The sequence below is a fragment of the Bacillus sp. YBWC18 genome, assembly GCF_002998775.1.
GTDB lineage: Bacteria > Bacillota > Bacilli > Bacillales > Bacillaceae > Bacillus.
In genome coordinates, this window is sequence record NZ_PVRI01000004.1 from 297,865 (window position 1) to 312,721 (window position 14,857).

The 14,857-nt window shown below is 41.8% G+C and carries 15 protein-coding genes and 1 riboswitch; of the genes, 11 read left to right on the forward strand and 4 right to left on the reverse strand.

Annotation, left to right across the window (positions count from 1 at the left end; all coding sequences use genetic code 11):
* Window positions 1-67: 67 nt before the first annotated feature.
* The gene (locus C6348_RS13235; protein ID WP_034663984.1) at window positions 68-328 is read right to left on the reverse strand and encodes a GlsB/YeaQ/YmgE family stress response membrane protein; all 261 of its coding nucleotides are present in this window, start codon (window positions 326-328) and stop codon (window positions 68-70) included.
* Between the two features lie 157 nt (window positions 329-485).
* Between C6348_RS13235 and C6348_RS13240 the strand changes: the two genes are divergently transcribed.
* Complete coding sequence (locus C6348_RS13240; protein ID WP_095286236.1) at window positions 486-1,316, forward strand: EcsC family protein; 831 nt, start codon at window positions 486-488, stop codon at window positions 1,314-1,316.
* A gap of 25 nt (window positions 1,317-1,341) precedes the next feature.
* Here C6348_RS13240 and C6348_RS13245 read toward each other — a convergent pair whose 3' ends face one another.
* Complete coding sequence (locus C6348_RS13245) at window positions 1,342-2,439, reverse strand: TRAP transporter substrate-binding protein (protein ID WP_106043487.1); 1,098 nt, start codon at window positions 2,437-2,439, stop codon at window positions 1,342-1,344.
* 67 nt (window positions 2,440-2,506) lie between these two features.
* Between C6348_RS13245 and C6348_RS13250 the strand changes: the two genes are divergently transcribed.
* The 8 genes from C6348_RS13250 to C6348_RS13285 all read left to right on the forward strand — a co-directional run bounded on the left by C6348_RS13250 (window position 2,507) and on the right by C6348_RS13285 (window position 11,200).
* On the forward strand, window positions 2,507-4,126 hold the full coding sequence (locus C6348_RS13250) for an ATP-binding protein (protein WP_034664453.1): 1,620 nt from the start codon (window positions 2,507-2,509) through the stop codon (window positions 4,124-4,126).
* On the forward strand, window positions 4,123-4,806 hold the full coding sequence (locus C6348_RS13255; RefSeq protein WP_106043488.1) for a response regulator: 684 nt from the start codon (window positions 4,123-4,125) through the stop codon (window positions 4,804-4,806). The genes C6348_RS13250 and C6348_RS13255 overlap by 4 nt, the downstream gene beginning before the upstream one ends.
* Before the next feature lie 124 nt (window positions 4,807-4,930).
* A complete protein-coding gene (gene dctP, locus C6348_RS13260) occupies window positions 4,931-6,199 on the forward strand; it encodes a C4-dicarboxylate transporter DctP (RefSeq protein ID WP_034666695.1) in 1,269 nt (422 codons plus the stop codon).
* Between the two features lie 211 nt (window positions 6,200-6,410).
* Entirely contained in the window at window positions 6,411-7,433 is a 1,023-nt protein-coding gene (locus C6348_RS13265; protein WP_034663979.1) for an AI-2E family transporter, read from the forward strand.
* A 64-nt stretch (window positions 7,434-7,497) separates the two neighbouring features.
* A riboswitch (cyclic di-AMP (ydaO/yuaA leader) is annotated at window positions 7,498-7,631 on the forward strand.
* Between the two features lie 76 nt (window positions 7,632-7,707).
* The gene (locus C6348_RS13270; RefSeq protein ID WP_189293942.1) at window positions 7,708-8,949 is read left to right on the forward strand and encodes a dicarboxylate/amino acid:cation symporter; all 1,242 of its coding nucleotides are present in this window, start codon (window positions 7,708-7,710) and stop codon (window positions 8,947-8,949) included.
* Between the two features lie 126 nt (window positions 8,950-9,075).
* Entirely contained in the window at window positions 9,076-10,002 is a 927-nt protein-coding gene (locus C6348_RS13275) for an ABC transporter ATP-binding protein (RefSeq protein WP_106043489.1), read from the forward strand.
* Window positions 9,980-10,747 carry an ABC transporter permease gene (locus C6348_RS13280; protein WP_106043490.1) on the forward strand — a complete coding sequence of 256 codons (768 nt, stop codon included), beginning with the start codon at window positions 9,980-9,982 and terminating at the stop codon, window positions 10,745-10,747. Before C6348_RS13275 ends, C6348_RS13280 begins: the two co-directional genes overlap by 23 nt.
* 117 nt (window positions 10,748-10,864) lie before the next feature.
* Window positions 10,865-11,200, forward strand: a complete 336-nt coding sequence (locus C6348_RS13285) for a hypothetical protein (protein WP_008359528.1) — start codon at window positions 10,865-10,867, stop codon at window positions 11,198-11,200.
* Window positions 11,201-11,303: 103 nt separating this feature from the next.
* Here the strand turns inward: C6348_RS13285 and fbpB are convergent, their stop codons facing one another.
* Together fbpB and C6348_RS13295 are read right to left on the reverse strand one after the other, a co-directional pair.
* Window positions 11,304-11,453, reverse strand: coding sequence for a Fur-regulated basic protein FbpB (gene fbpB / locus C6348_RS13290; protein WP_106037120.1), 150 nt, complete (start codon window positions 11,451-11,453; stop codon window positions 11,304-11,306).
* Window positions 11,454-11,803: 350 nt separating this feature from the next.
* Window positions 11,804-12,124 (reverse strand): thioredoxin family protein, encoded by a 321-nt coding sequence (locus tag C6348_RS13295; RefSeq protein ID WP_034663973.1) that lies wholly within the window; start codon window positions 12,122-12,124, stop codon window positions 11,804-11,806.
* 184 nt (window positions 12,125-12,308) lie between these two features.
* Between C6348_RS13295 and C6348_RS13300 the strand changes: the two genes are divergently transcribed.
* Window positions 12,309-13,391 (forward strand): D-alanine--D-alanine ligase, encoded by a 1,083-nt coding sequence (locus tag C6348_RS13300; protein WP_106043491.1) that lies wholly within the window; start codon window positions 12,309-12,311, stop codon window positions 13,389-13,391.
* A gap of 81 nt (window positions 13,392-13,472) precedes the next feature.
* On the forward strand, window positions 13,473-14,837 hold the full coding sequence (locus C6348_RS13305) for a UDP-N-acetylmuramoyl-tripeptide--D-alanyl-D-alanine ligase (RefSeq protein ID WP_106043492.1): 1,365 nt from the start codon (window positions 13,473-13,475) through the stop codon (window positions 14,835-14,837).
* Window positions 14,838-14,857 lie beyond the last annotated feature (20 nt).

A 14,857-nucleotide genomic window follows, 5' to 3' on the forward strand; every position in this document is an offset into this window, starting at 1 on the left:
AATCCATCACATAAAAAACACCGCCTCTTAGACGGTGTCCCTACTGCTTCCTCTGTTATTCGTTTTTTTAAGATACCCTTGATCCCACACTGCGGAAGATCAGGCTTAAGATAATGACAAAGATCGCTGCACCTAAGATTGCTGGAAAGATCGCAAAGCCTGCCAGACTAGGACCCCACGTTCCAAGTAATCCATGACCAATCCAAGCACCTGCAAGCCCGGCAATCATTGAACCGATCCATCCTCCTGGTACACTGCCTCCAGCGAGTGCACTGCCAATAAGGCCGATGACAATCGCCACAACTAATGAAATCAGAAATCCTAACATGTTGATCACTCCTCTTTTTGTTTGTGTATTAAGCAATAACCGTTTTGAAAAAGTTTCAAACCTTTCGAAACCGCTTCAATGTTCTATACGTATGATGGACAAGGATTGTGTATAATAACAAACAAATACTTGAGCGGCATCTAAGGAGGCAAATGGCATGGAGGAAAAAGAGTGGCTAAAAGCACAATTAAAGGAGATTGAACAGTGGGAGAAAGACCAGCAAAAGGTATGGTTTTGGGAGAAACTCAGCCGCCTTCCATTTCAAATGCTGGACAAGCTGACGCCTGCCTTTATTCAGAAAAAAATCGGTGTGCTGCTTGATGAAATGGGGCATTACATTCAATCAGGCGGTGCCTATTTGACATCAGAAAAAGGCATCATCCATCAATTTCAAAAGAAATGTGCTGATGATTCCATTCAGCGCATAGAAGATATTGAAAAAGCTCCTATTGAAATCATGGATGCCATTAGTGAACATATGGGGAAAAACAGGACGAACCTCGCCACGGTACAAGGTGCGACAACTGGTGTCGGCGGTATGTTTACGCTGGCAGCAGATATTCCTGCGGTACTGGGTCTCTCCCTTAAAACATTACAGGATATTGCCGTCACCTATGGCTATGATCCTAAAAACAAGAAAGAGCGGGTCTTCATCATTAAATGCTTACAGCTGAACTCTGCTGATGTGGTTGGGAAGAAATCTATATTAAAAGAGCTGAGGAGCTATCAAGCTTCAGAAGGAAAGCACGAAAACATGATTTCCCAAATCCAAGGGTGGCGTGAAGTGGTGTATAATTACCGGGATTCGTTTGGCTGGAAGAAGCTGTTTCAGCTTGTTCCCATAGCAGGCATTTTGTTTGGCGCAGTTTCCAACCGCTCACAACTAAAAGGTATTGCCGAAACAGGCATGATGCAATACCGAAAGCGAAGAATTGTCACAAGATTAGAAGAGCTCACGCAGCAAGAACAGAGTGAATCTGGTGCATAAAAAATCCCTTTCTCAAAGGGATTTTTTATTTGGTCTCATCCTCTTCTTGAAAAGCATGGATAGGAGAATGTTCATAACGCGCACGCAGCTCGCGAATCTGCTTGATTAGGGTGGAACCAATGGTTTTTTCGGCTTCCTCATACAAAGGATCGAGGGCTTTCACCCATTTTTGTCTTTCTGCTGGCGTCAATTCATGAATGGCAATCGGCGATTCCCGTTTAATGTCCTCCAGCTGATCTTTGTTCATCTGTTCTGCATGTTTTTCATTCCAAGCTGTTGTTTCTTCCATGGCTTCAAGTAAAATTCGTTTCGTTTCAGGTGTCTGGCGTTCAAAGAAGGATTGATCTGTTAAGACCACATAGCCCAAATACCCGTGATTACTGATCGTCATATAGTCTTGTATATGATAGAATTTTTTTGAATAAATATTTGAAATGGTATTTTCTTCACCGTCTACTTTTTTTGTCTCTAATAGCTGGAACGTTGAATTAAACGATTCCTGATAGGGCTTTGCGCCAAGAAGTTTGAATTGTTTTTCAATCATGTCGCTTTGCATAATGCGGAGAGATTGGTTTTTTAAATCACCAGGCTGTTTGATTGGACCTTTATTAGAGGTGATTTGCTTAAAGCCATTTGTCCAATAGGCCATTCCCTTTAGCCCGTCTTTTTGCAGGGTGCCAAACAATCTTTGTCCAATTGCACCGTGCAAGCCTTTTTGAACCGCATCATAATTAGAAAAAGCAAAGGGAAGGTCAAGAGCCAGCCACTCAGGGGACAGCATGCCGAGCTTCGAGGTAGACGGGGCGATAAATTGAACTTGATTCTCTTTGAGTGCATTAATTTCTTCTATATCAGAATAAAGACTCCCGTTGGAGAAAATTTGAATGCTGATCTTCCCATCAGATTTTTCGTGCACAAGCTCAGCAAATTTCTTTGCGGCAAGTCCTTTTGGTGTATTATCTGCCACGACATGGCTAAATTTGAACACAAGCTGATCCTTCAGCCCTGTCTGTTCATCATCAAAGGTCGTCGCTGATTTTGGCATCATATGATAAAAACCAAAGTATAAAGCGGTTACAAAACCGATTATGAGCAATAGTGTATAGGCGAGTAAATTCTTCATGCGTCCGATCCCCCTTATGTCAAGCATACTTGACCGAGGAAGAATTCGTAAAGATACAGGTGAAAAAATGATGAGAAATCGATTGAAATTACAACAATTATCTATTAGATGGAAGCTCACCATTCTCACATATTTCGTTGTCATTTTCGCCCTTTTAATCGGAGGAATTGTCCTTGTTGGGGGAATCCAGCAAACAGAGGAACGAGAGCTTCGAAAAAGGCTCATGAACACGGCGAGAACAGTGGCTGAGATGAATGAGGTGAAGCAGGCGTTAGCTGATCAAACAAAGGAACGTAACCGATTACAGCATGCCATCGAAGAGATTCGGATTATTCAAGATGCTGACTACATTGTCGTCATGGATATGGATCATGTGAGATTAACGCATCCGGTAAAAACAAGGATTGGTCAGCGCTCGGAGGGGACAGATGAAGAGCCTGCTTTTGCAGAGCATATTTATTTCTCAGAAGCAGAGGGAGAGCTTGGGACAGCCATCAGAGCCTTTTATCCAGTGAAGGATGATCAATTTAATCAAACAGGGGTTGTCCTTGTAGGGAGAACGCTGCCAAGTATGATCGATATATTAGGAGAAATGAAGCGGGATATCCTCATGATCCTTCTGCTGACGCTCAGCTTTGGGCTTGTAGGCTCATTTTTGCTCGCCCGTCATATTAAACAGCAAATGTTTAAGCTGGAGCCGCATGAGATTGTCAGAATGCTAGAGGAGCGCACCGCAACCTTTCACTCTATTAATGAAGGGGTCATCGCCATTGACAATCAGCACATGATCACCATTTTTAATGAAAAGGCGAAGCAAATTTTTGGTGTGACAGGGGATGTCGTAGGCCGGAATATTTGGGATGTGCTGTCTGACACAAGACTCCCTGAGATCATTGATCGCGCTGAACCCGTTTACAATGAAGAAATTCATATGAGCGGAAAGCGGATTATGAGCAGCCGGATTCCGATTGTCATGAAAAAGAAAATTATCGGAGCGGTCGCCATTTTTCAGGACCGGACAGAAGCGGCAAAATTGGCAGAGGAGTTAACCGGAGTCAAGAACTTTGTTGACGGTCTGCGGGTGCAAAACCATGAGCATATGAACAAGCTTCATACGATTGCCGGGCTGATTCAGCTTGGTAAACCCGATCAGGCGCTCGATCTAGCCTTTCAAACGACGGAAGAACAGGAACATGTGATGGACTTTCTTCACCGCGTCATTCAGCATGATGCCGTTGCGGGATTATTGATGAGCAAAATCAGAAGGGGCAAGGAGCTAGGCATAAAGGTCGAAGTAGACGAACATAGCTGTCTGCGTGATTTCCCTGAGCGTTTAGATCAGCATGATATGACGAAGCTGCTTGGCAATCTGATCGAGAACGCCTTTGCCTCGTATGATACTGTAGAAAGAAACACAAAACGCATTTCTATTAGTATTGATCAAACCGAGGATGTCCTCGCGATGTTAATTGAAGACAATGGCTCCGGGATTGAAGAGGAAATGATTCCTTATATTTTCGATAAAGGTTTCACATACGGCAAAGAAGGCGGAACAGGCTATGGTCTGTATATTGTAAAAACGATTATCGATAAAGGAATGGGAAATGTAGAAGTCACATCAAGCATCGGCATTGGTACCACCTTCTCAATCGAATTCCCAATGACAATAGAGGAGAGAGACAGATGACTCAGATTAAGGTGCTATTAATTGAAGATGACCCGATGGTGCAAGAAGTGAATAAAGAGTTCATTAAGAGTGTTCCTGGCTTTCAAGTTGCGGCAGTCGCAGGTAATGGGGAGCAGGGCATCCAGCTGATCAAAGAAATTCGTCCAGACCTTGTTGTCCTCGATGTATATATGCCAAAAAAAGATGGCGTGAAGACGCTTCAAGACATTAGAAAGCAAAAGATACAGGTGGATGTGATCGTTATTTCTGCGGCAAAGGACAAAGAGACCATTGGCATCATGCTTCAAAATGGTGCACGAGATTATATCATCAAGCCGTTTAAGTTCGAACGTATGAAAGAATCACTTGAAAACTATAAAGCGTTTAAATCTAAAATTCGCACAGCAGCAGAATTTTCTCAGGAGATGCTGGATGATATCATACGAAAGCCTGCTGTTAAGCAGGAGGATACTTGGCTCCCTAAGGGGCTGAATGTGCATACGATGAATGAAATTAAAGCCTATATGGGCTTGCAGGAAGGCCCGCAGTCTGCAGAGGAAGTTGCCAATGCACTCGGCATTGCCCGTGTCACGGCACGCCGGTATTTAGACTTCTTAGTGAAAGAAGGCGAGCTGAAATTAGATATGCAATATGGCGGGGTTGGCCGGCCAGTCAATAAATATATCATACATTCTGACTAAGAGACCAAAAAGACCAAAATGTACGATATGTTCATAAGCTTCACAGCCTTTGATGAAATCGCTATCATTTATCTACAGATAATAGTTAAGCGTTTACATCAAAGGGTGAGGGAGTTGATTTTTTATGAAGAGGCTTTTGAAGAACCTGACATTTCAGGTGATTGCAGCTGTCATTATCGGAATCATTGTCGGGATGGTTTGGCCAAACGTCGGAAAAGAAATGAAGCCGCTTGGTGACACCTTTATCAATGCCGTTAAAATGGTCATCGCGCCAATCATTTTCTTAACCATTGTTCTTGGTATTGCCAAGATGGGGGATATGAAAAAGGTTGGAAAAGTTGGGGGAAAAGCATTTATTTATTTTGAAGTCGTCACGACGCTTGCTTTGGTCATCGGTCTTTTTGTGGTAAATATCATGAAGCCAGGTGCAGGTCTGGACTATAGCAAGCTTGAAAAAGGGGACGTTTCACAGTATACCCAAAATGGGGGACAGGGTATCGACTGGATGGAATTTGTCACACACATCGTGCCTTCTAACATGGTAGACGCCTTTGCGAAGGGTGATATTTTACAGGTCTTATTCTTCTCTATTTTATTCGGTGTTGCGCTTGCTGCACTTGGCGAGAAGGGGAAAGGAATCATTGAGTGGCTTGATAAGCTGTCACTTGTTTTCTTTAAAATCATTGGATATATCATGCGTGCTGCGCCGCTCGGTGCATTTGGGGCAATGGCTTATACGATCGGACACTTTGGTTTGGCATCGATTAAACCGCTCGCAAGTCTGATGCTCTCCGTTTATATGACCATGTTCCTGTTCATCTTCGTTGTGCTGAACATCATTTGTAAAATGTATGGCTTCAGCCTGTTCGGTTACCTGCGATTTATCAAGGATGAAATTTTAATTGTTCTTGGCACAAGCTCATCAGAATCCGTGCTGCCAAGAATGATGGATAAAATGGAACGCTACGGGTGCTCTAAGTCTGTGGTTGGTCTTGTCATCCCAACAGGGTATTCCTTTAACTTAGATGGAACCTCGATCTACTTATCGATGGCTGTGGTCTTCTTGGCACAAGTGTTTGGTGTAGACTTGTCCATCGGTCAGCAGATCACCATCATCCTTGTCCTAATGCTCACATCAAAGGGAGCGGCTGGGGTGACAGGAAGCGGATTTATCGTGCTGGCTTCTACACTCGCTGCACTACAGGTCATTCCGCTGGAGGGGCTTGCACTGCTGCTTGGGGTAGATCGATTCATGAGCGAAGGAAGGGCCATTACAAATCTTATTGGAAATGGAATTGCAACAATCGTTGTTGCGAAAAGTGAAGGTGAATTTGACGAAGCGAAGAGCAAAACAGCACTTCAAGAAATGCGCAATATGAAGCAGGCTGTATAGTATAAAAACAACTTAAAAACCGAAACCTTATGTTCTACATGGGGTTCGGTTTTTTCTTGTGCTGAAAAGAAAAAACATTAAAGCTTGATAAAATTAAAACGAATCGTAAGACCTTATTGACCTTTTATTATATAATTTACAGAAAGATCCGATATAATGTATATCAGATCCGATGAAAAATAGACTTTAGTCCTGGCAGGTGTGTAACGTAATGGCGGCATTTTTTAAATTGTTCGAAAAACCCGGTGTTAAGCGGTTTTCTGTATTTGTAGTATTAGCCACAGCCTTATATCTATTAAGAGGAATGATGAATTTAATTCTCTTGACCTTCATATTCACCTTTTTGATGAATCGGTTAGAAGAGGTCATTAGAGGTTTTTTAAGTCACTTCCTGAAAATAGGACAGAAATCGGTTATCACCATTTTGTATATTCTTTTGGCTGGTGGATTGACGTTTGGCGGATTCGTGTTTGTGCCAATTATCGCCAAACAGGTGGAGCAGCTATTTCATTTAGGAAAGAAAATTGCAGATCATCCACAAGATTTACCTTTCTTTGATGTCATCACCAACGTATTCGGAGATTTTAAAATATCAGCTTACTTTGAGAAAGGGTTTAATTTCCTCTATACATACTTAACAGATTTCAGCACGTTCAGTATCCAGGTCATTATGTCCTTAATATTAAGCATGTTCTTCCTGTTCGAAAAGGAACGCCTCATTCAATTCATGAACAAGTTCAAAACGAGTAAAATCTCTGTGTTCTATCATGAAATAGCCTTCTTTGGACGTAAATTTTCCAGAACGTTTGGAAAAGTACTCGAAGCACAGTTTATTATTGCAACCGTTAACTGTGTCTTAACAACCATTGCGCTAGGCATTATGGGATTCCCGCAATTATTTGGATTAGCGGTCATGGTCTTTTTGCTAGGCTTAATCCCAGTAGCGGGTGTGGTCATTTCACTTATTCCACTCAGCATCATTGCGTATACCCTTGGAGGCGGCATGTATGTCCTTTATATTGTGCTGGTGATCGTCATCATCCATGCCATTGAAGCCTACTTCTTAAACCCGAAACTCATGTCAGCAAAAACAGAACTCCCTATTTTCTTCACATTTATTGTGCTGATCTTCTCTGAACACTACATCGGGATTTGGGGACTCATTATTGGTATACCAATCTTTGTGTTTATCCTAGATATTTTGGAGGTCACCAACAAGGAGGAAAGTAGTTAAAAAGTTCATTTGAACCTGTTTACAATTTTCTAAAAATAAGGTATAAATAGTATGAAAATATCATAATAACCACACGCTTAATCCTTCTAAAGGAATGGGGGACCCACTATTTTGGGGTGAATTTTTCTCTGTTGAGAAAAAAGGACATCTCTTCGTCCTAACCCGGCAGCTAACCTCATCGGCGTGAAGAGAGTAAACGGTGGTATATGTAAGGAACGCAGACCCACGAGAAAACTCTCTCGTGGGTCTTTTTGACGAGGAAGGGGAGATTTTATTGAAGCTGGCTACAAAAATTATTATTGCCCTTATTGTAGGTGCAATCACGGGACTTTTGCTTAACATTTTCGCTCCAAATGTATTCAAAGTGTTAGATCCTTATCTATTCACACCTCTAGGTCAAATCTTCTTAAATCTAATCAAAATGCTGGTTGTGCCAATCGTCTTCTTTTCCATTACACTTGGTGTGGCAGGCCTCGGAGATCCAAAAAAACTAGGCCGTATTGGAGCAAAAAGCATCTTTTATTTTCTACTGACCACAACCTTCGCTATTATCATTGCGATGTCTTTAGCATTATTAATTAAACCGGGTTCCTTTGGTTCATTCGATACAAAAGGGGCAGAATACGAACCTCAAGAAGCACCATCTACGACAGACACTTTATTAAACATCATTCCATCAAATCCAGTTCAATCTTTAGTTGAAGGAAATATGCTGCAAATCATTGTTTTCTGTGTATTCTTAGGACTAGGAATTGCAGTGCTAGGCAAAAAAACAGAAGGATTACTCAAAATATTAGAACAAGGCAATGAACTCATGATGTACCTTGTAGGAGTGGTCATGAAATTTGCTCCATACGGGACATTTGGCTTAATTGTGACGGCTATTGGGAGTCAAGGTCTTGATGCCATTAAAGCCATGGGACTGTATTTTACAGTGGTGTTAGTAGCACTATTGGTGCATTTCTTTCTCACATATGGCTCAACCTTGGCTTTATTTGCAAAACGAAATCCATTTACATTCTTTAAAGACTTTTCGCCTGCGATGGTCGTAGCCTTTAGTACGTCTAGCAGTAGTGCGGTTCTCCCTGTATCAATGGAAACCGCTCAAAAGAAACTGAAAGTACCTGAGCCGATTTCTAGTTTCGTGCAGCCGTTAGGCGCTACGATCAATATGGATGGGACAGCCATTATGCAAGGGGTTGCAACCATCTTTATTGCACAAGTGTTTGGTGTGGAGTTAACGCTGATGCAAATGCTCACAGTTGTATTAACCGCCGTATTAGCCAGTATCGGGACAGCCGGCGTACCGGGAGTAGGCTTGATCATGCTCGCAATGGTCTTGAACTCGGTTGGGCTTCCTGTTGAAGGTATTGCGCTCATCCTTGGCATAGACCGCTTATTAGATATGGCAAGAACCGTTGTCAATATTACAGGTGACGCCGCATGTGCGGTGATTGTGACAGAAACTGAGAAAAAACACGAGAAAGACGCAGCATCACCGAACCTATCCATGTAATGTAAAAGAAGGGCTGACTCGATCAGCCCTTTTTTTCATGGGCCTCTTGTCTTGCGTGATATACTTTTAACAGAATGAGCGGTCTTATTTGCCGCCATAGGCTTTACATCAGAAGGAGGAAACACGTTGCAGTCTGCTGTTCTAAAAGTAGAGAAAGTCGATAAACGAATTGGTCGGAAATTGATCTTACAAGATATATCTATAGAAATAGGGAAAGGAGAAATCGTCGGCTTACTAGGACCAAATGGGTCTGGAAAAACAACCTTAATTCGCTTGATCGTTGGTTTGATGAAAAAAAACAATGGCCGAATCATGATCAATGGATATTCACAGGATGAGGATTTTCTACACGCGATGTCATCTGTTGGTGCGATCATAGAAAATCCCGAATTTTATTCTTATTTAACAGGCTTTGAAAACCTTGAACTATATGCGGCGATGCACGATGGAGTGACGGAAGAACGCATGCAGGAAGTGGTGAAAAGAGTTCGTCTGGAGCACGCCATTCATCAGAAGGTGAAGACGTATTCACTGGGGATGAAACAAAGGCTTGGGATTGCACAAGCCATATTACATCAGCCGAACCTGCTGATTTTAGACGAACCGACAAATGGACTTGATCCTGCAGGTATGAAGGAATTCAGGGAGCACTTGCAAATGCTCGTACGAGAAGAAGGAACGTCCGTGTTATTTGCCACACATTTATTGCATGAGGTAGAAGAGCTATGTGACCGCATGATCATCATTCAAAAAGGACAGATCAAAGCCAGTGCGAGGCTCCGGGACATGGAGGGGAAAGAACAGATACTCATGAATATTCAGCCAGTGGAAAAGGCGGTTTCGTGGCTCAACACGCAGGCCTATACATATGAACGAAATGGAGCGCGTGTATTACTTCATTTGAACAAAGAACAAGTGCCTGAGCTGAACAAACAGCTTGTTCTGGCTGGGTTTGATGTACTTGAAATGACGCCTCAAAAGCCATCAATTGAAGAGGCATTTATGAAATGGACGGAAGGCGGGACGGCAGATGCTTCAACTCATCAAGAATGAGCATAAGAAAATTATGAGGAAAAAGATCACATTCATTGCTCTTGGATTGATCGTTGTGTTTCAATTGGCGATGGCTCTAGCGTTGAAACGAGTCATTTCCAGCTTTGGTGGACAAGACACTGTCGCCAACTATTTTGCTTATTCCACGAACGTCGTGTTTATTTTACAGGTGCTCGCTGTTGTCATTGGCGCAACCTTGATCTCAACAGAGTTTCAAAAAAGGACGATCAAGTTTTTATTGATCCGGCCCAAAACAAGGCTGCAAATTTTTCTGTCAAAATACATCACACTTGTGCTGACGGTCATATATTTGTTTGTTTTTTATTATGTATTAGCTTTCTTATTTGGCTTTATTTTCTTTGGTACTGAATTTGATGAAAGTACGGGAGGATTATTTCAGCATACGTTTGCTGTTATCGGATCTCAGTGGGTGGAAGTGATGATGATGGCAAGCTTCGCTTTTATGTGTTCCAGCTTGTTTAGGAACAGCCTCGTTGCGCTTGTGACCTCGTTTTTTGTTTTATATGCGGCGAAATCACTTGTGCCTATTATGTCTCTTTTAGAAAATCAGTGGGGGAAAATCCTGCTTTTTGCTAATACGGACTTTACTCAGTACAGCTTTCAAGGACCGCCGCCCTTTCATGGCATGAGCCCTTTGTTTTCTCTATTTATGGTGGGGGCGCATTTTGTTTTCTTTGTTGGCACGGCTTGGGTGCTTTTTTGGAAACGTGATGTAAATGTGTAAAAATTGTGTCAAATAACAAGAAAAATTCGTGACATATTTGTGAAAACGAGTCTGTATTTCACGATAACCGGCTGATTTTGTCTTATAATAAGATGGAGTCTTGGAGGTGGCACTATCGTGAAAAATTTCATTACGGCTTTACCCATTTTGTTGCTGCTGTCGTTTTCGTTTGTGTCTTTTGCCTTCCAGTTTGATCATCTTGTTTATTTCAGACTAGCGCTGGGGATCTTTTCGTTAGCGGGTCTTTTCTTTCTGTATACACTTAAAAGAAACATGAAATGGTTCATGGTTTATTTATATGCGAGCTGGATCATTCTTGCTGCCGTCACAACCTTTGAGGAGCCTGTCTTTTCTCAGTTCTTCTTCGGTGGTTTAACAATGACAATGGGTTATCTCACATATATGCTCATTTATTTAGGAATGAAGCAGGACCGTGTAGCGAAATCACATTAAAACAAAAGCCGATAAAATCACATCATAGATTTTATCGGCTTTTTTCTTTTTGTTGAAAAAGACAAAAGAGACGAGCAGCCAGCTGTGACTGCTCGTCTTATGTTTATGATTCACGTCCAGCAGCTGCAAGCTGCTCCTGATGCTTTTTGTCGATTGTTTCGTATATACTTTCCATCATTTTAGGGTCGCGCATGATGGCCTTCTTGTTCTCTTCAATCAATTGCTGATATGTTTTGATTTTCTTCTTAGACATGTGACTCATCGCTCCTTTATATAAGTATAGACGTCTATAGGATTTCATATAGATGAAATTGATAATCATTATCAATTAGCAACTCTATTATACAAAGCAAAATGTCAGAAGTAAAGAATCTATTCAGAAAATTCACGTAACCGACATATTCCAAGCCGAATCGACGATCATTCTTTCCCAGGAAATAATTCCTGTTATTTCTTGTCGTAAGTGAAACATCTATATAAAACATTCTTTCGCTCATTGAAACGTTTTGGATGTGCAACTCGTCTTATGGAGAGATTTGATGTAAGAGATGGAGAAGAAAAAAGACACCAGCAAGCGTTTGCTGATGTCCTTCGTTTAACCAATTAAGAAACGTGCCCTTGAAGAAACTCTGTCACTTCTTCAGGTGATTTTGCGTTTGCGCTGTGTAAATGACCTGTTTTTTCGCCATTTTTGAAAATCAACAGGCTTGGAATACCCATGACCTGATACGTTTCTGCTAATTCAGGGAAATCATCTTTGTTTATTTCAAACCATTCATGGTGAGCATACGCCTCTAAGATGTCTGGAATGAACATGTCCATTCTTGTACAGTCAGGACACCATGTTGCAAAGAATTTAACGATGACTTCTTTGTCAGATTGAATGATTTCATTGAATTGTTCAGTACTTGTGATTTTTTTCAATTTGTCACAACTCCTTTTCCATGTCATTTTAATATAAAATAAAGGCGAATGACATACAAATGCTCGGGAGGCGCTTACAACCTTTACAAATCATTTCAATTCCGTAACAACAAAAATTAATTAGAGCATTTTTGCTTGAAAGTGATAAGATAGTAAAGATGAATTTTAGTGGGGGGAGTATCCATTGAAAATAAGTTTAGGATTGATTTACGGCGGAAAGTCAGCCGAACATAATGTATCACTGCAAACAGCCCTTGCAGTTACAAAAGCACTTAACACTGAGAAGTTCGATATACATCCAATTTATATTACAGAAGAGGGCGAATGGCTAAGGGGAGAAAAACTCACTGAACCAGTTTCAAACGTCAAAATGCTTCAATTTGAACAGAACGCAAAGACGTTTTTACCAACTTCTTTAAATGAAAGCATGTTCCCGCAGCCTGCATCTGCTGATGAGAAGATTGATGTTGTCTTCCCATTGCTGCATGGGCCAAATGGTGAAGATGGAACGATGCAAGGATTACTTGAACTGCTAAATATCCCGTATGTCGGCAACGGCGTTCTTGCTTCTGCCGCGGGTATGGATAAAGTAATGATGAAAGATGTTTTTGCTCAAGCAGGACTTGCACAAGCAAAGCACCTTTCCTTCAATAAAAAAGACTATGAAAAGGCCACACCAGACAGCTTAGAACAGGTGGAACAAATACTTGGCTATCCATGCTTTGTGAAACCTGCCAACATGGGGTCAAGTGTTGGAATTAGCAAATGCCGCAACAAAGAAGAGCTGCAAACCGCATTCGACTTGGCTTTCCAATATGATCGTCGTGTGGTCGTCGAAGAAGGCGTCGTTGGAAGAGAAATCGAAATTGGTGTATTAGGAAATGACGAGCCGAAATGCTCTGTCGTTGGCGAAATTGCACCTAAAACAGATTTTTATGACTACAAAGCAAAATATGAAGATGGCGATACAGATTTGATCATTCCTGCAAGTGTGTCAGAGGATGAATACAAGACGATTCATGATATGGCGATTAAGGCATTTAAAGCCCTCGATGGATCTGGTCTTGTACGTGCAGACTTCTTCCTCACAGAAAAAGGCGAAGTGTTGATCAATGAAGTGAATACAATGCCTGGATTCACACCATTTAGTATGTTCCCGCTGCTTTGGAAACACACTGGTGTAGAGTATCCAGAGCTGATTGAAAAGCTAGTGTCACTTGCAATTGAACGCCATCAAGAAAAACAAACCATTAAAACGACTTTTTAATGTGAGCAACAAGCAGACACTATCCTTAGGTAGTGTCTCTTTTCCTTCAAACGTGAAATGAGAAAGAGAGGCGAAAAAATCATGATCAAACGTACAGTGAAACAAATCGCCCAAATGGCTGGTGGGACACTATCTAATCAAGCTTTTGGCGAAGAGCAAATTCACGGAGTGACAACAGATACACGAAAAGTATCAAAAGGTGCATTGTTTATCCCCCTAATTGGAGAACATTTTAACGGTCACACATTTGCTTCTAAAGCAGTGGAGCTTGGAGCCGCAGCTGTTCTTTGGAATCAAAAAGAAGCCAATCCACCGTTCGGTGTACCTGTCATTCTTGTAGAGGATACACTGGCAGCACTTCAACAGCTGGCAAAATCATACTTGAAAGAAGAAAAACCTCGTGTTGTCGGTATTACAGGAAGTAATGGGAAAACCACAACGAAAGACATGATTCATTCCGTCTTACAAACGGCTTATCAAGTTCATAAAACAGATGGTAACTTTAATAATCATATCGGTCTACCTCTCACCATTCTTGCAATGCCGGAAGGAACAGATATTGCTGTGTTGGAGATGGGGATGAGTGCAAAAGGTGAGATCGAGTTTTTGTCAAAACTCGCTGAGCCTGATGCAGCAGTCATCACCAATATTGGAGAATCTCATATGCAAGATTTGGGATCAAGAGAAGCCATTGCTGATGCAAAATGTGAAATCACAAAAGGATTAAAAGAGGATGGCATCTTTTATTACTTAGGAGATGAACCCTTGCTGCGCGAGAGAGTGACTGCACTTTCGCAGCGTGTGAAAACCTTTGGAGAAGCAGAGGACTGTGATATCAAGGTAACGCATATCAACCAGCTTGCAGAAGGAACTGAATTTCAAGTCGAAGGGTATGATCAGGGGTTTCTCATTCCTGTATTAGGGAAACATAATGTGAAGAATGCCCTTGCGGCAATTGCCATAGGCCAGCACTTTGGACTGAATGAAAGACAAATCGCCCAAGGACTCATGCAAACAAAGTTGACAGGGATGCGTCTTGAGCTGTTTAAAACAGAGAAAGGAATCACTGTTATCAATGATGCGTATAATGCAAGTCCTACTTCCATGAAAGCTGCAATTGATCTTGTAGGAGATATGGACGGCTTCGCTAATCGCATTCTTGTCCTTGGAGACATGCTCGAGATGGGCAGCGAAGAAGAAACGTATCATTATGAACTAGGCCGCTACATCAAGCCTGAATTTATTGATCATGTGATGACATATGGCCGCCTAGGTGCATTCATCGGTGAAGGAGCAAAGAAATCATTCGGTGACGCGCGCGTGTCCTCATTTATGGACAAAGAGGAACTGAAGAAAAAACTTGCTGACGTAGCAGGTCCTGACGATGTTGTTCTAGTCAAAGCCTCACGCGGCATGAGATTAGAAGAAGTCATTACTGCACTATAAAGAGTGAGCGGCAAAGAAGG